Origin of the sequence: Mesorhizobium sp. B2-3-7 (assembly GCF_006442695.1) — a bacterium.
In the GTDB taxonomy this organism is placed as follows: Bacteria; Pseudomonadota; Alphaproteobacteria; order Rhizobiales; family Rhizobiaceae; genus Mesorhizobium.
Genome location: NZ_VFVV01000003.1, coordinates 418,982 through 436,570 on the forward strand (window position 1 = coordinate 418,982; position 17,589 = coordinate 436,570).

General features: G+C 65.4%; 19 protein-coding genes. 5 read left to right on the forward strand and 14 right to left on the reverse strand.

From position 1 onward, the window contains the following. Positions 1-4: 4 nt before the first annotated feature. Positions 5-595 (reverse strand): hypothetical protein, encoded by a 591-nt coding sequence (locus FJ940_RS08890; RefSeq protein ID WP_224655788.1) that lies wholly within the window; start codon positions 593-595, stop codon positions 5-7. A 124-nt stretch (positions 596-719) separates the two neighbouring features. Between FJ940_RS08890 and FJ940_RS08895 the strand changes: the two genes are divergently transcribed. Then, positions 720-953 carry a DUF2093 domain-containing protein gene (locus FJ940_RS08895; protein ID WP_140494196.1) on the forward strand — a complete coding sequence of 78 codons (234 nt, stop codon included), beginning with the start codon at positions 720-722 and terminating at the stop codon, positions 951-953. A 92-nt stretch (positions 954-1,045) separates the two neighbouring features. Here the strand turns inward: FJ940_RS08895 and lpxK are convergent, their stop codons facing one another. The 6 genes from lpxK to FJ940_RS08925 all read right to left on the reverse strand — a co-directional run bounded on the left by lpxK (position 1,046) and on the right by FJ940_RS08925 (position 6,644). Beyond that, a complete protein-coding gene (gene lpxK, locus FJ940_RS08900; RefSeq protein ID WP_140515566.1) occupies positions 1,046-2,077 on the reverse strand; it encodes a tetraacyldisaccharide 4'-kinase in 1,032 nt (343 codons plus the stop codon). 1 nt (position 2,078) lies between these two features. After that, on the reverse strand, positions 2,079-3,395 hold the full coding sequence (waaA, locus tag FJ940_RS08905; protein ID WP_140494199.1) for a lipid IV(A) 3-deoxy-D-manno-octulosonic acid transferase: 1,317 nt from the start codon (positions 3,393-3,395) through the stop codon (positions 2,079-2,081). Next, a complete protein-coding gene (locus FJ940_RS08910) occupies positions 3,392-4,183 on the reverse strand; it encodes a lysophospholipid acyltransferase family protein (protein ID WP_140494201.1) in 792 nt (263 codons plus the stop codon). The genes waaA and FJ940_RS08910 overlap by 4 nt, the downstream gene beginning before the upstream one ends. Positions 4,184-4,188: 5 nt before the next feature. Continuing rightward, a complete protein-coding gene (locus FJ940_RS08915) occupies positions 4,189-4,434 on the reverse strand; it encodes a DUF4170 domain-containing protein (protein WP_140494203.1) in 246 nt (81 codons plus the stop codon). 76 nt (positions 4,435-4,510) lie between these two features. After that, on the reverse strand, positions 4,511-5,314 hold the full coding sequence (locus FJ940_RS08920) for a 3'(2'),5'-bisphosphate nucleotidase CysQ (RefSeq protein ID WP_140515564.1): 804 nt from the start codon (positions 5,312-5,314) through the stop codon (positions 4,511-4,513). Then, the gene (locus FJ940_RS08925; RefSeq protein WP_140656194.1) at positions 5,301-6,644 is read right to left on the reverse strand and encodes a TldD/PmbA family protein; all 1,344 of its coding nucleotides are present in this window, start codon (positions 6,642-6,644) and stop codon (positions 5,301-5,303) included. The genes FJ940_RS08920 and FJ940_RS08925 overlap by 14 nt, the downstream gene beginning before the upstream one ends. Before the next feature lie 157 nt (positions 6,645-6,801). Here FJ940_RS08925 and FJ940_RS08930 point away from each other — a divergent pair, with 157 nt between their 5' ends. Then, complete coding sequence (locus FJ940_RS08930) at positions 6,802-7,218, forward strand: VOC family protein (RefSeq protein ID WP_140494209.1); 417 nt, start codon at positions 6,802-6,804, stop codon at positions 7,216-7,218. A gap of 26 nt (positions 7,219-7,244) precedes the next feature. On the opposite strand, the gene epmA is transcribed toward FJ940_RS08930, so the two are convergent. Beyond that, positions 7,245-8,291 (reverse strand): EF-P lysine aminoacylase EpmA, encoded by a 1,047-nt coding sequence (gene epmA, locus FJ940_RS08935; protein WP_140515560.1) that lies wholly within the window; start codon positions 8,289-8,291, stop codon positions 7,245-7,247. A 123-nt stretch (positions 8,292-8,414) separates the two neighbouring features. On the opposite strand from epmA, the gene efp reads away from it, so the two are divergent. Continuing rightward, positions 8,415-8,984 carry an elongation factor P gene (efp, locus tag FJ940_RS08940; RefSeq protein ID WP_140494213.1) on the forward strand — a complete coding sequence of 190 codons (570 nt, stop codon included), beginning with the start codon at positions 8,415-8,417 and terminating at the stop codon, positions 8,982-8,984. A gap of 190 nt (positions 8,985-9,174) precedes the next feature. Beyond that, positions 9,175-9,717, forward strand: a complete 543-nt coding sequence (locus tag FJ940_RS08945; RefSeq protein ID WP_140656197.1) for a dihydrofolate reductase family protein — start codon at positions 9,175-9,177, stop codon at positions 9,715-9,717. Positions 9,718-9,814: 97 nt separating this feature from the next. On the opposite strand, the gene FJ940_RS08950 is transcribed toward FJ940_RS08945, so the two are convergent. From FJ940_RS08950 to FJ940_RS08970, 5 genes are all read right to left on the reverse strand, one after another. Further along, positions 9,815-10,684: a patatin-like phospholipase family protein gene (locus tag FJ940_RS08950; protein WP_140656200.1), complete on the reverse strand. Its 870-nt coding sequence runs from the start codon at positions 10,682-10,684 to the stop codon at positions 9,815-9,817. Beyond that, positions 10,681-12,057: a pitrilysin family protein gene (locus tag FJ940_RS08955; RefSeq protein ID WP_181167395.1), complete on the reverse strand. Its 1,377-nt coding sequence runs from the start codon at positions 12,055-12,057 to the stop codon at positions 10,681-10,683. Before FJ940_RS08955 ends, FJ940_RS08950 begins: the two co-directional genes overlap by 4 nt. Before the next feature lie 2 nt (positions 12,058-12,059). Next, complete coding sequence (locus FJ940_RS08960; RefSeq protein ID WP_140515552.1) at positions 12,060-13,442, reverse strand: pitrilysin family protein; 1,383 nt, start codon at positions 13,440-13,442, stop codon at positions 12,060-12,062. 140 nt (positions 13,443-13,582) lie between these two features. Beyond that, positions 13,583-14,137 (reverse strand): 16S rRNA (guanine(966)-N(2))-methyltransferase RsmD, encoded by a 555-nt coding sequence (rsmD, locus tag FJ940_RS08965; RefSeq protein WP_140557099.1) that lies wholly within the window; start codon positions 14,135-14,137, stop codon positions 13,583-13,585. Continuing rightward, positions 14,134-16,167: a pseudouridine synthase gene (locus FJ940_RS08970; RefSeq protein WP_140656202.1), complete on the reverse strand. Its 2,034-nt coding sequence runs from the start codon at positions 16,165-16,167 to the stop codon at positions 14,134-14,136. The genes rsmD and FJ940_RS08970 overlap by 4 nt, the downstream gene beginning before the upstream one ends. Positions 16,168-16,349: 182 nt before the next feature. On the opposite strand from FJ940_RS08970, the gene FJ940_RS08975 reads away from it, so the two are divergent. After that, positions 16,350-16,799 carry a nucleoside deaminase gene (locus FJ940_RS08975; RefSeq protein WP_140495017.1) on the forward strand — a complete coding sequence of 150 codons (450 nt, stop codon included), beginning with the start codon at positions 16,350-16,352 and terminating at the stop codon, positions 16,797-16,799. Between the two features lie 43 nt (positions 16,800-16,842). Here FJ940_RS08975 and FJ940_RS08980 read toward each other — a convergent pair whose 3' ends face one another. Further along, complete coding sequence (locus tag FJ940_RS08980; protein ID WP_140557101.1) at positions 16,843-17,520, reverse strand: hypothetical protein; 678 nt, start codon at positions 17,518-17,520, stop codon at positions 16,843-16,845. Positions 17,521-17,589 lie beyond the last annotated feature (69 nt).

The following is a 17,589-nucleotide window of genomic DNA, read 5'->3' on the forward strand; positions in this document are numbered from 1 at the left end:
TGCTTTAGCGAATGGCCAACCAGACAAATGCAATGAGCGCGGCAACCAGCAGGCCCGTTGCGATGGGGCCGATGCCGACCGCGCCTTGTTCGCGATTCCCCGGTGCGGCTCCCTTTGGCTGGCCGGTCATGCCCCCCGGCACCACATTGTCGGCTGACGCCTTTTGCACGACGGATACCCGCGGCGAGACGAACGCCGGCCACGAGAGCGGCGCGGGCCGGGCAGCGCCGCCGTCTTCGGCTCTTGTGACGGCCACTGGCACGCCGCGCTGAGCCTCGTCGCCTGGCGACGTCTGCTTGCGCGCCGCAATCTCGGAAACGGCCTTTCCGGCGGTGTCCATATCCGGCTCCATCGCCGCCTGATAGGCCCGTACGATCTGCGGTGCGGCCAATTGCTGCGACGTCTCGGCCGACGCGGGCGGCAGGGCCGCCAGCGCTTCCAAGGGCGGTTGCGGGCGCAAGGCCGGCAGCGGCGGTTGCATGGCCATCTTGACCAGCGCTGCCTTGAGCGCATCGGGTTTCGCCGACGGCACCGCCTGCGGCGTCATCGCCTCCTTGAGCAAGGAAGCCAGCCGAGCGGAAGAAATGTCTATCATGTCCCCACCAATGGTACCCTTCGGCTCATCAAATAGGATATCAGCATTGCCTCGAGCTTGTCCCATGCTTGACCTTGCCGGCAATTTGTGGCGATGAACTCGGCATGAAGCTCGGCACCAAAGCATGATGAACCGTTTCGAAGGCCCCGGCGGCAAGGAAGCCCGTATTCGCTATCTCGACGGCGACTTCCAGGTGACGAGCCCGGGCGCGTTCGTGCGCTGCGCGGTGACCGGCGAAAGCATTCCGCTCGACGAGCTGAAGTACTGGAGCGTTGAGAGGCAGGAGCCCTACATCAACGCCGCGGCCTCATTGCGCCGCGAGATCGAGGCGCATCCGGAATTGCGCAAGCGAAGCTGAGCAAATCCCGGAATGCGCAGCCGTTTCTGTCCGCCGTTGCGTAAAAACCAAGAAGCAGAGCGGGTCGGCGATTCCATCGAAGGCTGAACGCCTTAGCCCTTAAGCTTAAGCTTACGCTGGCGCCAGGCATCGAGCGTCTCCTCGATGATACGTTCGGGAACGTGGTCGAGTTCGAAGACCGCGTCGATTTCCAGCACGTCGAGACGATCGAGAAAGTCCTTCGAAGCGCCGTGGCGCAGCCGGGCGGCATCCTTGGCGGTGGTGATGAGGCCGAGCCCTTCGGCGCGCGCGGTGGCCGCCAGTTCAGCAAGCTCATCCTCGGCGTAGAAATGATGATCCGGAAACGGCCGCTTCAAAGCCACCTCGCCGCCGGCCTCCTCTACCGTGTCGAAGAATTTCTCGGGGTGGCCGATGCCGGCGAAGGCAAGATAACGTTTGCCGGCGAGGCGCTCCTTGCCGCTCGGCTCGGTGTGAGCCTCGAAGATCGGCCGGCCGGCGCGCGCCGCCTGGCGCACCACCGCGTCGGCGGCGGTGCCGTCACCCATCTTCAGCAACCCGCTGGTGAAGACCAGCTGATCGACGACCCTGGCCCTGAGCGGTCCGCCCGGGATGACACGGCCGTTGCCAATGCCGTAGCGCGCGTCGACGACGACCAGCGCATAGTCGATATGGATGCGCGCGCTCTGGAAACCGTCATCCATGATCAGGAAATCGCAGCCATGGTTTTCCATGAGCAGCCGTGCTCCGGCAGCGCGGTGCGGCGTCACTGCCACGGGCGCGTGTTCGGCCAGCAGCAGCGGCTCGTCACCGACATGCCTGGCGCTGTCGTGTTTGATGTCGACGACATGCGGCTCGGCGAAGGAGCCCCCATGGCCGCGCGAGAGGAAACCGGGTTTGAGCCGCATGCGCCTGGCGTGTTCGGCCATGGCGATCGCCACCGGCGTCTTGCCCGTTCCGCCGACGGTGAAATTGCCGATGCACAGAACCGGCGCTTCGATCTTCTCGCGCCTGGCCCGCCGCATGCCACGTCCGGCGACAAATGCATAGGCTGCCGACAGCGGCGACAGCGCGAAAACGCGCCAGTCCGGCTCCTCCCACCAGAATGGCGGTGCTTCGGAGGCCATTTTAGCGCCCGTTCGCGCCCTTCAGGCGCGCCTTGACGACCAGTGGCTGGATGTAGGGCTCAAGCGACTTCAGCGTGCGCGCCAGCGCGCCGCGCATCTCATCGACGGTCGCGGCGCCGGCCGCCATCATCTCATGGCGTGCGACTTCGTTGGTGAGCAGGAAGTTGACCGCACCGGCCAGCATGTCGCGGTCGCGCACCAGCTTGGCGCCGCCGCTGTCGAGCAGGCGCTGGTAGGCCTCGCGGAAATTCTGCACGTTGCGTCCGGCAAGGACCGCCGTCTCGAGCATCGCTGGCTCGAGCGGGTTCTGGCCGCCTTCGGAGGTGAGCGAACGGCCGACAAAGGCGATCTCGGTCATCCTGAGATAGAGCCCCATCTCGCCGATCGTATCGCCGAGCAAGATGTCAACGTCGGGCCCGATCCTGTCGGCCTTGCTGCGCCGCGCGACCTTGAGGCCCATGCCGGAAATCTGCTCGGCCAGGGCCCCGGCGCGGTCGGGATGGCGCGGGACGACGATCGTCAGCAGGCCGTGGTGACGCTTGTGCAGCATCGCATGAACCTCGGCGGCAACAACTTCCTCGCCGTCATGGGTCGAGATCGCCGCCCAGGTCGGACGGCCGCCAATCTGCCGCTGCAAGGTGGCCAGCGCCCGTTCGTCGACGGGCGGCGGGTTGGTGTCGACCTTGAGATTGCCGGAAACGGTTACCGGCCGGGCGCCGAGCGCGCGGAAACGCTCGCCGTCGACATCGGACTGGGCAACGACATGGGCAAGGTTCTCGAACAGCGCCTCGGCGATGTTGGGGCGCTTCTTCCAGGACGTGAAGGAGCGGTCGGACAGCCTGCCATTGACCAGAACCTGCGGCACGTGGCGGGCGCCAAGCTCGAGAATCGTCATCGGCCAGATCTCCGATTCGGCGATGATCGCCAGATCCGGCTTCCAGTGGTCGAGGAAACGGCTGACCGCCGGCTTGAGGTCGAGCGGCACATACTGGTGGATGATGCGGTCGCCCAATCTCTCGTCGGCGACCTTGGCCGACGTTACGGTGCCGGTCGTCAGCACGATATTGACGCCGTAGTCGAGTATGCTCTCGACCAGGGGAACGACAGCTATGGTTTCGCCGACGCTCGCGGCGTGGATCCAGATAACAGGCCCATCGGGGCGAGGCCGGCCGGCGACGCCGTAGCGTTCGCGGCGGCGGTTGCGGTCTTCCTTGCCGCGCGAGGTGCGCCAGGCAACATAGGGTCCGACCAGCGGATAGGCGACAGCGCCCGCCAAACGATATGCCGTCAGCATGGTACGCGCCCAGCGACCGCTCATCGCGGGGCATCCACGAGACGGTAGGCCTCGGCGGTCGCGGCATTGAGCGAGGCCGTCACTTCGAGGCGCTTGCGCTCCATCTCGGCGTCATCGGCATTGGCCGGCACGAAAACCGGTGTACCGATGATGATGGACGAGCGGCCGAACGGCAGGTTGATGGTCGTCTTGTCCCAGCTCTTCTCCAGCACCTTGCGGCGGCTGGTGGCTATGGCCGCCGGCAGGATCGGCCGGCCGGAGAGCCGCGCCAGGAGAACGATGCCAAGCCCCGCATCGCGCGGCGTGCCATGGGGGATGTCAGCGATCATGGCGACGTTCTTGCCGGCGACGAGCGACTTTTTCAGGGCGATCAGCGCCTTGGCGCCGCCCTTGTCGAGATGTTTGGCATTATCGCGCCCGCCGGAGCCGCGCACGGCCTCAATGCCGAATTTCTCGATCATCAGGGCGTTGAGTTCGGCATCCGCACTGCGCGACACCATGGCGACCAACGGCCTGCCCTTGGGGTAGTAGGCCGGCGTCAACAGATGCTGGCCGTGCCAGAGCGCAATGATGCCGGGCTCGAACTGGGCATAGGCACCGCCGGTCAACTTCGCCGAGCCGTCGACGATGCGGTTGGTCAGGCGCACAAGCCGGACGAACTGCGCCAGCAGGCTGACAATGATGTTCTTGACGAATCGCGACTGCGCCAGCGGCTTGCGGATCCTGCGCCAGAAGGCCTTGGTGGCGCGGCTGCGGCCCCTGCCCGTTGGCGTTGCCTGGCCGGGCGGCGCTTTCGCCAGATCATTGTCCATCGAAGTCAACCGACGGCCTTGTGGTCGGGGTCGAGGAGCCGATGCAGGTGCACGACGAAATAACGCATATGGGCATTGTCGACGCTGGCCTGTGCCTTGGCTTTCCATGCCGTATGGGCGGATTGATAGTCGGGATAGATGCCGACGATGTCGAGCGCGTCAAGATCGCGGAATTCGGTGCCGCCAAGCTTCTTCAGTTCGCCGCCGAACACCAGGTGCAAAAGCTGTTTCTTTCCGTCTTCCGCGGCCATTTCGGTCCTTCACATATTGTGAGTTTGTGACAGGTCTAGACCAAAGCCGCCGACTTTGGAACCTTCGATAATGCTTTCAATCATCCAGTCCGGCAATGACGCTCACGAGCACCGCCAGCAGTTCACCGCTGCCGGCGGCGAGCGCGCCGTGGCGGGTCACCTCGCCGGCATAGAGCGGCGCGCGGCCATGCGGGTCGAGCAACTGGCCGCCCGCCTCGCGCAGGATAAGGTCGGCGGCGGCGATATCCCAGTCGTGCGCGTTCGGCTTTACGAAAGTGGCATCGAGCGTGCCGTTGGCGATCATTGCCAGGCGATAGGCAAGCGAAGGGCTGTAGGGCGCCCGCTTCAGCCGTTCCTGCCAGCCGGCCGGTATCCTGTCGAGCAACTGCTTCAATCCGGAAATTTCGGCCTTGTCGCCGGGCTGGCGCACCGCGATGCGCCTGCCGTTACGGAAGGCGCCCTGACCAGGCAGCGCCCAGTAAGTCTCGTTAAGCGCCGGACACTCGAGCACGCCGGCAAGCGAACGGCCATGCTCCACGACGGCGACGCTGACGCACCAGGTGCGCTGGCCTTCCAGGAAGCCGCGGGTGCCGTCGATCGGATCGACGACAAAGGTTCGGCGCGCCGAAAGCCGCACTGGATCGTCGACCGTCTCCTCGGACAGCCAGCCATAATCCGGTCGCGCCGCAAGCAGGGTCTGGCGCAAATACGCATCGGCGGCGTGATCGGCCTCGCTGACCGGCGACGTGCCGCCTTTCATCCAGACCTGCGGGCTGTTCCCGAAGTAACGCATGGCGATGACGCCGGCCTTGCGGGCAGCGTCGCGCAGCAGCGGCAGATCCTCCGTGGCGCCAGTCGTGGTCAGATCATGCTCCGGCAAGGGTCATGCCTTCGATCAGCAACGTGGGGGCGGCGGTGCCGAAATTGCGATCGAGATCGCTTGCCGGCACCATGTTGAGGAACATCGTCTTCAGGTTGGAGGCGATCGTGACTTCGGCGACGGGGTAGGCAAGCTGGCCGTTGTCGATCCAGAACCCGGAAGCGCCGCGGCTGTATTCGCCGGTCACCATGTCGACACCTTGCCCGAACACCTCGGTGACGTAGAAGCCCGTCTTGAGCGAGGCGATCAGTTCTTCCGGCGAGCGCTCGCCCGGCTCGATGGCAAGATTGGTCGAAGACGGCGAGACGGAGGAGCCGCTGCGCGAACCGCGTCCATTGGTAACGAGACCCAGTTCCCGCGCCGCCGAGGTCGACAGGAACCAGTGGTTGAGCACACCGTTCTCGATCATCAAAAGCTTGTCGCCTTCGACGCCTTCGCCGTCGAACGGACGCGAGGCCTGGCCGCGCCGCCTCAGCGGCTCGTCGGTGACGGTAATGGCCGATGCAGCCACCTTTTTGCCCATCATGTCGCGCAGGAACGACGTCTTGCGCGCGACGGCAGCGCCGTTGATGGCGCCCGCGAGATGGCCGGCAATGCCGCGCGCCACGCGCGGATCGAACACCACGTCGACCGGTCCGGTCGCGGCCTTGCGCGCGCCGAGCCGGCGCACGGCGCGTTCCCCGGCCTTGCGGCCTATGTCTTCCGGCGCATCCAGGTCGGCAAAATGCTGGCGCGAGGAGAATTCATAATCGCGCTCCATGCCGGTACCCTCGCCGGCGATGACGCTCGTGGAGCGCGAGAAGCGCGAGGCGACATAATGGCCGAGGAAGCCGTGCGAGGTGGCCAATACCAGCCCTCCGAGCCCGGCGCTGGCATTGCTGCCCGCCGAATTGGTCACGCCTTTGACGGCCAGAGCCGCCGCTTCCGCGGCCAGTGCCGCTTCCTTCAACTGGTCGGCCGATACTTCTGTTGCATCGAACAGGTCGAGATCGCGCGTCTGCCTGGCCAGCAGCGCCGGATCCGCGAGGCCATGGTTGGGATCTTCGGGAGAGACCCTGGCCATGGCGACGGCACGTTCGGCAAGCGCCTTCGGGTCGGACGCGGCAGTCGCGGAAACACTTGCCACCCGCTGGCCGACAAAGACACGCAGCGAAACGTCGTCGCCTTCCGAGGCCTCGGTGTTTTCGATCTTGCCCAGCCGCACCGACACACCGGTCGAGCGGCCACGCACCGCGACGGCATCCGCGGCATCGGCGCCAGCTTTTTTGGCAGCCTCGACCAGGGCCGCGACGCGGTCGGTCAATCTTGATGCGTCCGATATATCGCTCATGCGCGTGATCCTGCTGTTGCGGCTGGCCCGAGAGCCGCCGTCCCCCATCTATTGTTCCGGTCCGGCTTGTGCAATGGCACAAGCTTCAATCAAAATGCATCGGTTCAGCCGCCCATCGCGAAGCGCGGCACCGCATCGCCAGCACGGAGCATTTCCAATGACGCCTTTCCATCTTGCCTTCCCGGTCCGTGATCTCGATGAAACACGCGCTTTCTATGGCGAGGTGCTGGGTTGCGCCATCGGCCGCTCTTCGGAGACCTGGGTCGATTTCGACCTGTTCGGCCACCAGATGTCGGCGCATCTGCGGCCACCGGCCGCGCCGGCTGCCAGCGACGGCAAGGTCGACGGCATGGCGGTGCCGATCCCGCATTTCGGCGCCGTGCTTTTGATGGATGACTGGCAGCGGCTTGCCGCGCGGCTGGAAGCACGCGCCGACATAGACTGGCTGGAGCGGCCGATGATCCGCTTCAAGGGAGAGCCCGGCGAACAGGCGACGCTGTTCATCCGCGATCCCTCGGGCAACGCGCTGGAATTCAAGGGCTTTCGTTCGCTGGAGCAGATTTTCGCGCATTGACATGGTGCAAGCCGTGGCGCGCGGACTCAGGACCCGGCAACAGGCGTCCAGATCACATCCTCGATCTTTTGCGCGCCGGTGGCCAGCATCGCCAGCCTGTCGAAGCCGAGCGCGATGCCGCTGGCCTGTGGCATGACCGCGAGTGCCGCGAGAAAATCCTCGTCCAGCGGATAGCGCTCGCCATAGACGCGCTCTTTCTCGTCCATTTCCATGATGAAGCGCCGGCGCTGCTCCTCGGCGTCCGTCAACTCGCCGAAGCCGTTGGCAAGTTCGACGCCGCAGCAATAGAGCTCGAAGCGCTCGGCGACGCGGGGGTCGCGTGGGCTCGGTCGCGCCAGAGCCGCCTCGGCGACCGGGTACTCGCAAAGGATGGTCGCGCGGCCGATACCGAGATTGGGCTCGATCTTCTCCACCATCACCCGGCTGAACAGGTCGGCCCAGCCGTCGTCGGGCGCGGTACGCAGGCCGGCACCGGTCAGGGCCTGATGGAGCGAATCGCGGTCGGTGATGCCGTCGGCGCTGACCGTCGCAAGCAGATCGATCCCGGCATGGCGCGCGAAGGCGTCCGCCACCGTCAGCCGCTCCGGCTCCGCGAAAGGATCGCAGTCGCGGCCGCGAAAGCTGAAGCGCGTGGCCCCTGCCCTTGTCGCGGCCAGCGCCAGCAGATCCGCGCAATCCCGCATCAGGCTCTCATAGGTTTCGCCGACCCTGTACCATTCGAGCATGGTGAATTCGGGATGGTGCAAAGGGCCACGCTCGCGGTTGCGATAGACCGGGCCGAAGCTGAAGATCCTGGTCTCGCCGGCGGCGAGCAGCTTCTTGCAGGCGAATTCCGGCGAGGTGTGCAGATAGAGCGGCTTGCGCTGCCCGTCCGGCGCGACCGCCTCGGTTGCGAAGGCCGCCAGATGCGCCTCGTTGCCGGGCGATATCTGCAGGGCCGATGCCTGCACCTCGATGAAATCGCGACGGGCGAACCAGTCGCGCAAGGCGGCGGCAAGGCCGTTGCGCAGCATCAGGCGCGAACGGCGATCGGCATGCACATGCGGCGTCCACCAGGGCGAAGCGGCGGTCATGGGCGGTTTGAAGGCGCGCTGGTTCGCGTTGGGGGCTGGCGGTTCGCGCCGAGATGCGCTAGGCCCCCATCCAGCGCCGCGCAAGCCGGCAAACGCCCGTCAACTCTCGCAGGATAAAAAACCGTGGTGAAAGTCATCGCCAGTTCGCTCCGCAAAGGCAATGTCGTCGACAAGGACGGCAAGCTTTATGTGATCCTCTTTGCCGAAAACATCCACCCAGGCAAGGGCACGCCCGTGACGCAGCTCGACATGCGCCGCATTGGCGACGGGGTGAAGGTTTCGGAGCGCTACCGCACCACCGAACAGGTGGAGCGCGCCTATGTCGAGGAGCGCGAGCACACCTTCCTCTACGCCGACGGCGAAGGCTATCACTTCATGAACCCCGAGACCTACGACCAGGTGGCGGTGTCGGAAGCCGTGGTCGGCGATGCCGCCCCCTATTTGCAGGAAGGCATGCCGGTTCAGGTCTCGCAGTTCAACGGCATCGCCATCTCCCTGGTACTGCCGCAGCGGGCCACCTTCGAAGTGGTCGAGACCGAGCCGACGACCAAGGGCCAGACGGCGTCCTCTTCCTACAAGCCCGCCCTACTCTCCAACGGCGTGCGCACCGCCGTGCCGCCGCATATCGCGCCAGGCACCCGCGTGGTGGTGATGACGGCCGATGGGTCCTATGTGGAGCGCGCGAAGGACTGAGAGCACTGCGCCAGGCGTCGCCAGCTTCTCAGCCGGACCCTATTTTTAGCCGCTGACGATGATCGGCGGCATCGCCAATTGGCGCCGGCCGAGGCCGGCGCTGCCCGGGCAAACAACAAGCGCAGCGTTATTTCCAGAAGCGTGTCGCACAAAGCCATCATCGTTCGTCCTTGTGGAAAGGAGAACGCCAATGAGAAAGCTTATCGTCACCGAATTCATCAGCGTCGATGGCATCGCCGAAGTCGAGAAACTGCCTGGCGTGACCTGGAACGACGAGATGAACAGGTTCAAGGAGGACGAGCTGGCTGACAGCGGCGCCATGCTTTTGGGACGCACAACCTACGAGATTTTCGCCGGCTCGTGGCCGAGCGAAACCGGAGACTTCGCCGACCGGTTCAACGCGCTGCCGAAATACGTCGCGTCCAGCAATTTGAAGGTGCTCGACTGGAAACCGGCCGAGCTGCTCAGGGGGCCGCTGCCGGAGGCGGTCAGGACACTGAAGCTAGGTAGCGGCGGCAACATCTATGTGCATGGCAGCCTCAACGTCGCGCAGGAACTGTTGCGCCATGGTCTGGTCGACCGCGTCAGGCTGCTGAGCTACCCCGGCACCGTTGGCCAAGGCAAAAAGCTGTTTCCGGCCGGCGATCCGGTGTCGTTTGAGTTGATTTCCGCCAAGCCATTCAGCAATGGGGTGGTGGCGCTGGAGTATGCGCCGGTGCTGGCGAAATCGTAATCGGTTAGAGTGCCCTTCTTCCAGAGAGGACTGGAGGGCGCCTGGCTTTCGGGATCAAAACTATAGCGGTGACGTGAGGCAACGTGTGGACCTCGCGTCACCCGGTCTGCTTTCCCCGTCTTTGCTCGACAGCAGCACTTTCCCTAGCCTCCACAACCCTCTCCACCTCGCGCTTCAGCTGGTCCTTGATATCCGCCGTCTCGGTCATCAGGACCTCGATCTTGAGGAAGTCGAGCACGCGGTATTTGGACACCGCCGGGCGGATCAGGATGTCGGGCTGGCACTGCTTCAGCTTGTTGGCGATGATCGACTGCATCATCAATTGAGTGGCGCCGAACATCAGGTCGACGGAGGTCGGCCGCCTGTGGTCGGCCTCTTCCGGCGCGCCGACCACGTCGACGCCGATGATGATGTCGGCATCATCCTCGATCAGGTCGAAGGGCACAGGGTTGTAGATGCCGCCGTCGATCAGCAGCCGGCCGTCGCGCATCACCGGGCGGAACACGGCAGGAATGGCCGCTGAAGCCGCTAGCGCCGAATGCAGGTCGCCTTCGGCGAACACGGCCAGCTTGTGGCCGAAATAGTCCGTCGCCGTCACCTTCAGCGGGATTTTCAGCTCGGCGAAGGTTTCGGGAATGGCTTCGGGCAGGAAGGCCTTGAGGATGCGCTCGACATTGAACTGGCTGACGCGGATGCCGGCCTGCATGGCCTCGGCGATGGTGCCGGGCCGCGCCCGCCACATGCGGCTCGCCACCTCGGCGCGGCGGCCGAGGATCGAGCGGGCATAATCATGGATGTCCTTGCCGGTCATGCCGGAGGCCATGCCGGCGCCCATGATGGCGCCGATGGACGAGCCGGCGATTGCGACCGGCCTGATGCCCAGCTCGTCCAGCGCCTCGATGACATGGATATGCACCAGACCGCGCGCGCCGCCGCCGCCAAAGGCGATGCCGAAGGTGAGGTTCATCCCTTATTGGCTCCGGCCAAGGGCGGTCCGACGACCATGATGGTCGGCTCGGCCGACAAAAGCTTCTTCGCCGCGGCCTTGACCTGGTCGAGTGTCACCGCGTTGATGAGGCCGGTGCGGCGCTGAATGTAATCGACGCCGAGGTCGTCGAGCTGCAGCTCGACCAGGGTCGCGGCGATGGCGCTGGAGGAATCCAGGTTGTTGATGGCGTAGGCGCCGATCATGTATTTCTTGGTCGCCGCCAGTTCCGCGTCGGTCGGGCCGTCCTCGGCAAGCCGCTTGACCACGTCCCGCACGATGCCAAGGGTTTCGGCGGCCCGGTCCGATCGTGTGCCGGTGGTGACGATCAGAGCGTCGGCATGGTCCTGGTTGATCAGCGAGGAATTGACGCTGTAGGCCAGCCCGCGCTTCTCGCGCACCTCCTGGAACAGGCGCGAGGTGAAGGTGCCGCCGCCGAGAATCTCGTTCATCAGAACCGCGGGGAAGAAATCCGCCGCCTTGCGCTTCACGCCAGGCCAGGCAAGCTGAAGCGAGGTCTGCGGCAGGTCGTAGTCGACCTCGATATGCCGCGCCAGATTCGGCTCGACGTCGGCAACCGGCGCGAGCGCCTGGTTCTGCGGCAGCCCGCCGAACACCATGTCCAGTTTCTTCTTCAGCGTTTCCGGGTCGATGGCGCCGACCACCGCGACATGCAGCCCGCTCCGCGCGAAGACCGCCTTGTGCAGCGCCTTCAGATCGTCCCGCGTGATGGCGGCGATGCTCTGCCTGGTGCCCTGATCGGAGCGCGAATAAGGATGATCGCCATAGAGCGCGCGCGCCCATCTGTCCTGCGCGATCGTGTCGGGGTCGTTCTCTCCGGCGATGATGCCGGACAGGATCTGAGCGCCGATGCGATCGATCGGCGCCTGGTCGAAACGCGGCTCGTTGACCGCCAGCCGCAGCAGGTCGAACGCCTCGTCGCGCTGCTCGGCCAACATGCGCATGGAACCGTAGATGCCGTCGCGGGTCTCCTCGAAGCTCATCTCGGCGCCGGCGTCGTCGAGCTTCACCTGGAAGGCGTCGCTGTCCAGAGGGCCTGCGCCTTCGTCGAACAGACCGGTCATCAGATTGGCCAGCCCTTCCTTGCCCGGCGGATCCTGCGTCGAGCCGCCCCCAAAGACGAAACGGATGGCCACCATCGGCACCGAATAGTCTTCGACCAGCCAGGCGGTGACGCCCTTGGGCGAGGTGACCTGCTGGATGTCCATGGCGCGGGCGGCAAGCGCCGGCAGGACCAGGAAGAAGATGGAAAGGAGCAAAGTGACAAGCGCTGCGCGTGCCCTCCCTTCTCCCCGTTTGGGAGACGGGAAAGAGCCGTGTTGCTCGCTTTTCATCATCAATTCCCCGCCTGTTGCTGCGGCAAGAGATAGCCGGTCGTCGACCGGGCCAGCACCAGATAGCGCGCGGCGACGGCCTTGATCTCGCCGGGAGTGATGTTGCGGATGCGCTCCGGCCATTGCTCGATGTCCTGCACATTGCCGCCGGTGGCAAGCTCGGCGCCATAGATATTGGCCATCGAATCCTGTTTGTCGCGGGCGAAAACCATCGAGCGGACATAGCGGTCCTTGGCCTTGTCCAGCTCCTTGACGGTGACGCCTTCCCTGGCGATGCGCACGACCTCCGCGTCGACGGCCGCCTCGACATCGACGAGCCTGGCGTCGCCGCGCGGCGTGCCATAAACGGTGAAGTTGGTGTCGTCCAGCATGGTGCCCTGGAAATAGGCCCCGGCGTTGGAAGCGATGCCTTGCCTGACCACCAGCGCCTGATAGAGCCGGCTGCGGTTGCCGCCGCCCAGTATTTCCGCCAGCAGGTCGAGCGCCTCGGCTTCGCCGGGCTCGGCCGTGTGGTAGGATGGCACCACCCATTGGGTGGAGAAATTCGGCACGCTGACGCGGGCGTCGGACAGCGTCACCGTGCGCCTGGTATTCTGCTCCGGCTCGACCGGGCGGACGCGCGGCGGCAGGTCGGGCCCGCGCGCGATCTTGCCGTAGGTTTTCTCGGCCAGAGCCTTGACCGTGTCGGGCTCGACGTCACCGGCCACGATCAGCACCGCGTTGTTGGGCTGGTAGTATTTGTTGTAGAAGGCGATGGCGTCGGTGCGGTTCAACTGCTCCATCTCCTGCATCCAGCCAATGACCGGAATTCGGTAGGGCTGGTTCTGCCACAGCGTGGCGTCGAGTTCCTCTTCGAGCACCGCCTCGGGACTGTTGTCGATGCGCGAACGGCGCTCCTCCAGGATGACGTCGCGCTCGGTCTTGATGACATCGTCGGTGAGGATGAGGTTGCGCATGCGGTCGGCCTCGAAGCTCATCATCAGCTCGAGCGCCGACGGCGCCACCGTCTCGTGGAAGGCGGTGTAGTCGTAGGAGGTGAAGGCATTGTTGGAGCCGCCTATGTCGGAGACGGCGCGGTCGAACTCGCCGGCGGCGTGATTGGCCGTCGCCTTGAACATCAGATGCTCGAAGAAATGGGCGATGCCGGATTTGCCTGGCGGCTCGTCGGCGCTGCCCACCTTATACCACACCATATGGGTGACGATCGGTGAGCGATGGTCGGGAATGACGACCACTTCCATGCCATTGTCGAGCAGAAAATCCGTTACCTTGAACTCGGCCGGCCGCTTGTCGGCGGCGAAGGTCGCCGGGGCCAGTCCGGCAATGACCAAAGCCAGCGATGTGGCCAAGAGCGTCTTGCGCAGCCATTCAGCCTGAAATGTCATCAATGGCTCCGGTTTCTCATGACGGACGATAGGCGGCGAGCCGATGTTGTGAAAGTGAATTGTTGATTACCGGCATGGCACGACCTGCTCCCCTGGGAAGAGGGCTCGCGTTCCATCTTCGCCCGCAAATGAAGCTTAACTCAGGCGGCCTCGACAAGCCGGATCAGCGTCTCGCCATAGTGGCGCTCGTCGACAACTGAAAATCCCGGTCCCGGCTCGAAAGGCGCCGCCGCTGCCTCCTCGACCACGCACAGCGCGCCGGGACGCAGCCAGCCGCCTTGCTTGGCCGACCTCAGCGCGCGTTCGCCAAGACCCTTGCCGTAAGGTGGATCGGCGAAAACGAGCTCGAACGGCGCCAGCGTGCCGGCCTCGCCCAGAGCCGTCGCATCGCGCCGGAATATCTTGGTGCGGCCGGTCAGGCCGAAGGCCTCGACATTGTCGCGGATCAGGCCGCGGCCTTCGGCCGACTCCTCGATGAAGACGCCATAGGACGCGCCGCGCGACAGCGCCTCGAGCCCGAGCGCGCCTGTGCCTGCGAACAGGTCGAGCACGCGCGCGCCCTGCAGCCGATCGGCAAAGCGATGCGCCAGCACATTGAAAACAGCCTCGCGGGTGCGGTCGGTGGTGGGGCGGATGGCGCTGCCGCGGGGCGTCGCCAGCGGGCGCCCGCGAAACTCGCCGCCGACGATCCTCATTTCGCCCTTGGACCCTTGAAACCGCCGCGCGGCCGCTCGCCGCCGCCACCCGGACGTTCGCCACGCGGCTTGCCGAACGGCTTTGGGCCGCCCGGCTTGCCGCCGGGCTTGCCATAGGCCGGCTTGAAAGACGCCTTGCGGGCCTTGGCTTCAGCGGCTTTGGCAGCATCCGCCTCCGCCCTGCCCTTGCCGATCGGCCGCGCGCCCGGCGCCATCCAGACATTGGCCTTGCGCTGGCCGGGCGGCTCGATCGGCCGCTGCTCGCGCTCGGATTTCTTGCCGCCCGGTTTGCCGCCAAAACCACCGCGCGGCTTGTCGCCGAAGCTACCGCGTTCGGGTCTCGGGCCGCGGTCGCCAAAGCTTTTTTCCGGCCTCGCGCCTCTGTCGGGGCTGGTCGACAGTTTGCCCAGGGCTTCATCACGGCTGCCTTCGCGGCGCTTGCGGTTCTTGATCAGGCCGCCCTCGCCGATCGGCCGGTGGTCACCCTCGCGCGAAAATCTCGGCCGCTCGGCCTCCTCGCGGCGCGGCTCGACCCGCCGCACCGGCAGGTTGGAAAACGGCTTTGTTATCTCCGCATCGAAATTGGCGCCGGATTCCTCTATCAGGCGTTCGCCGAGCTGATCGCGCAACACCTTGCCCTTGATCTCCAGCACATGGCCTTCGGGGAGTTCGTCGAGCTGGAACGGGCCGTAGGAGATGCGGATCAGCCGCGTCACGTCGAGGCCGAGCGCGCCGAGAATGTTCTTGACCTCGCGGTTTTTGCCCTCGCGCAAGCCGATCGTCAGCCAGGCGTTCGAGCCTTGCTCGCGATCGAGGCTCGCCTCGATGGCGCCATAGAAGACGCCGTCCACGGCAATGCCTTCGCGCAAACCCGCAAGCGCACTTTCCTCGACCTTGCCATGGACGCGCACCCGGTAACGGCGCAGCCAGCCGGTGGCCGGCAGTTCGAGCACGCGAGACAGGCCGCCATCATTGGTCAGCAGCAGCAGGCCTTCGGTGTTGATGTCGAGGCGGCCGATGGTCATCAGCCGGGGCAATTCAGCCGGCAGCACGTCGAAGACGGTCTTGCGGCCCTCGGGGTCGCGGTTGGTGGTCACGACACCGGCAGGCTTGTGGAACAGGAACAGCCGAGTGCGCTCGATCGGCGGGATCTCCATGCCGTCGAGATGGATGATGTCGCCCGGCATCACATTGAAAGCCGGCGAAGACAGAACCCGGCCGTTGACCTTGACGCGGCCGGCCGCGATCAACTCCTCGGCGTCACGGCGCGAGGCAAGCCCGGCGCGAGCCAGCCGCTTGGCGATCCGCTCGCCGGCTTCCTCGGGCGCCTCCGCAGGACGCGGACGGGACTTGAAACCGCCTTGCGGCCGGTCGGCAGCGAAATCGCGCTTCGGACGGTCAGAGAAGTCGGGCTTGGGCCGATCGGCAAAATCACGCTTAGGACGATCGAAGCGTCTTTCACCCGTCGCACCTTCAGCCGCCATTGGCCGCTCGCCGCGCGGTGCATACGGCTTGCGCGGGCCTTCGCGGTTTTCATATGGCTTGCCTTGCGGACGCGGACCCTTGTTGAAGAGTCGCTCCGAGCGCCCGCCTTCCCCGTTTTCGCGCGGCTTATACTCACGCTTCTGGGGCCGTTCGCCATCGGCGGCCATTGGACGCTCGCCGCGCGGTGCGTAGGGCTTGCGCGGGCCTTCGCGGTTTTCATAAGGCTTGCCTTGCGGACGCGGACCCTTGTTGAAGGGCCGCTCCGGGCGCCCGCCTTCGCCGCCTTCGCGCGGCTTGTACTCACGCTTCTGGGGCCGTTCGCCATCGGCGGCCATCGGCCGCTCGCCGCGCGGCGCGTAGGGCTTGCGCGGCCCTTCGCGTTTTTCGAAGGGCTTGCCGCCGTCGCCACGCTTGGCAAACGGTTTCTTGGCGCCGAAGGCCGGCTTGCCGCCTTTGCCGGCATCGCGCCCACGCGCGGCCGCCGGTTTCGGACCGCTTTTGCCCGGACCCTTCTGGCGCGGAGATTTCTTGTCGTTGTCGTCCATGTGGCCTTTGTCCGTTTGCGCTGCTACAGCGTGGCGCATCCTTTCGGGCGCGCAACGAACGCTGTAGCATTTTTGATTTGGCGCATGATCATTTCCGAAAACCGTACCCGATTTTCGAGGTTATGCGCTCAATAACAGGATCACCGTCGAGTGGCGAGGAGATAATCGGAATGGAAACCCGCGTGAAGCGGCCCGATTTCATGGCGCTGGCGCTGGAGGAGGCGCAAGCGGCAGCCTCGCGCGGCGAAGTGCCGGTCGGCGCCGTCATCGCCAGCGCCGGCACGGTCATTGCCAGTGCCGGCAACCGCACCCGGGAGCTTGCCGATCCGACGGCCCATGCCGAGATGCTGGCCATCCGCGAAGCCTGCCGAAGGCTGTCGAGCGAGCGGCTCTCCGGACACGATCTCTATGTGACGCTGGAGCCTTGCGCCATGTGCGCCGGCGCCATCTCCTTCGCCAGGTTGCGCCGGCTCTACTTTGGCGCCGCGGACGAAAAGGGCGGCGCGGTGGTCAACGGCGTGCGCTTCTTCGCTTCGCCGACCTGCCATCACACGCCTGACATCTATGCGGGCATCGCGGAGGCCGAATCGGCCCTGCTGCTGAAGGATTTCTTTCGGGAACGCCGCGACTGAACGGGGTGCGATACCCGTCAGCAAAGCAAATGCGCCCCGCTTTTTACAGGGACGGCAGCCAGTCGAACCAGCCGCCCTTCTTGCCTTCCGCCTCTCTCTTCAGGCGGCGTTCCTTTTTGTACTCGTCTTCGCCGAGTTCGTTTTGCGGCGCCGTGCCGGATGCGACGCGATAGGCAAGGGGCGGCTCGCTCAGATATTTGCGGGTATTCGGATCGCCCTGCTTGCTTTCGGCAAGGCGGCGCTGGATATCGGCGGCGCGGCCCTTGTCGGAATCGGCAGGCGTCCAACGCGGCGGGTGACTCGATCCGGATTCCTCCATCGCCTTCTTCACCGAGGCGGGATCCGTCTGCACGTCGTCGACGATCTGCGACTGGTAGGACGGATCATCCTGGTGTGCGGTGGCGTCGGCGCGCAGGCGGGCACGGCGCTGCTCGGGGGATTCTGGCCATTCGGCGCTTGCGCTCTCGATGCTATCCTGTGGCGCCGGCAGCGCTTCCTTCTGACCAGGCGCCGGCTTCACCAGGGTCGGACGCGGCTTGTAATCGATGTGTTCCTTGCGCTTCGGCGCGAACGAAAAAGCGCCCGTGAGATCGCCGGCCAATTGTTCGCCGGCGGTCTTGTCGGTGCCGTAGGTCGGAGAACCGACACATCCGGACAGAGCGAGCCCCGATGCGACAAGCGGCGCCAACAGCGCGAGGCGCGCGTTAAATCTCTCGGTCATGCCAAAAAGTCCCACTCTAGACAGCCTCTCGATCGCCGCCGGCCCCAAGGTCCGGTCCCCGTGTCCAAG

Excerpts from the sequence above, each read along its gene's own strand:
- FJ940_RS08945 (WP_140656197.1), top strand. The coding sequence starts at position 9,175 with ATGAGAAAGCTTATCGTCACCGAATTCATCAGCGTCGATGGCATCGCC.
- epmA (WP_140515560.1), bottom strand. The coding sequence starts at position 8,291 with ATGACCGCCGCTTCGCCCTGGTGGACGCCGCATGTGCATGCCGATCGC.
- FJ940_RS08925 (WP_140656194.1), bottom strand. The coding sequence starts at position 6,644 with ATGAGCGATATATCGGACGCATCAAGATTGACCGACCGCGTCGCGGCC.
- FJ940_RS08890 (WP_224655788.1), bottom strand. The coding sequence starts at position 595 with ATGATAGACATTTCTTCCGCTCGGCTGGCTTCCTTGCTCAAGGAGGCG.
- lpxK (WP_140515566.1), bottom strand. The coding sequence starts at position 2,077 with ATGGCCTCCGAAGCACCGCCATTCTGGTGGGAGGAGCCGGACTGGCGC.
- FJ940_RS08915 (WP_140494203.1), bottom strand. The coding sequence starts at position 4,434 with ATGGCCGCGGAAGACGGAAAGAAACAGCTTTTGCACCTGGTGTTCGGC.
- FJ940_RS08980 (WP_140557101.1), bottom strand. The coding sequence starts at position 17,520 with ATGACCGAGAGATTTAACGCGCGCCTCGCGCTGTTGGCGCCGCTTGTC.
- FJ940_RS08930 (WP_140494209.1), top strand. The coding sequence starts at position 6,802 with ATGACGCCTTTCCATCTTGCCTTCCCGGTCCGTGATCTCGATGAAACA.
- FJ940_RS08960 (WP_140515552.1), bottom strand. The coding sequence starts at position 13,442 with ATGACATTTCAGGCTGAATGGCTGCGCAAGACGCTCTTGGCCACATCG.
- FJ940_RS08955 (WP_181167395.1), bottom strand. The coding sequence starts at position 12,057 with ATGAAAAGCGAGCAACACGGCTCTTTCCCGTCTCCCAAACGGGGAGAA.
- waaA (WP_140494199.1), bottom strand. The coding sequence starts at position 3,395 with ATGAGCGGTCGCTGGGCGCGTACCATGCTGACGGCATATCGTTTGGCG.
- FJ940_RS08950 (WP_140656200.1), bottom strand. The coding sequence starts at position 10,684 with ATGAACCTCACCTTCGGCATCGCCTTTGGCGGCGGCGGCGCGCGCGGT.
- FJ940_RS08910 (WP_140494201.1), bottom strand. The coding sequence starts at position 4,183 with ATGGACAATGATCTGGCGAAAGCGCCGCCCGGCCAGGCAACGCCAACG.
- FJ940_RS08970 (WP_140656202.1), bottom strand. The coding sequence starts at position 16,167 with ATGGACGACAACGACAAGAAATCTCCGCGCCAGAAGGGTCCGGGCAAA.
- FJ940_RS08895 (WP_140494196.1), top strand. The coding sequence starts at position 720 with ATGATGAACCGTTTCGAAGGCCCCGGCGGCAAGGAAGCCCGTATTCGC.
- rsmD (WP_140557099.1), bottom strand. The coding sequence starts at position 14,137 with ATGAGGATCGTCGGCGGCGAGTTTCGCGGGCGCCCGCTGGCGACGCCC.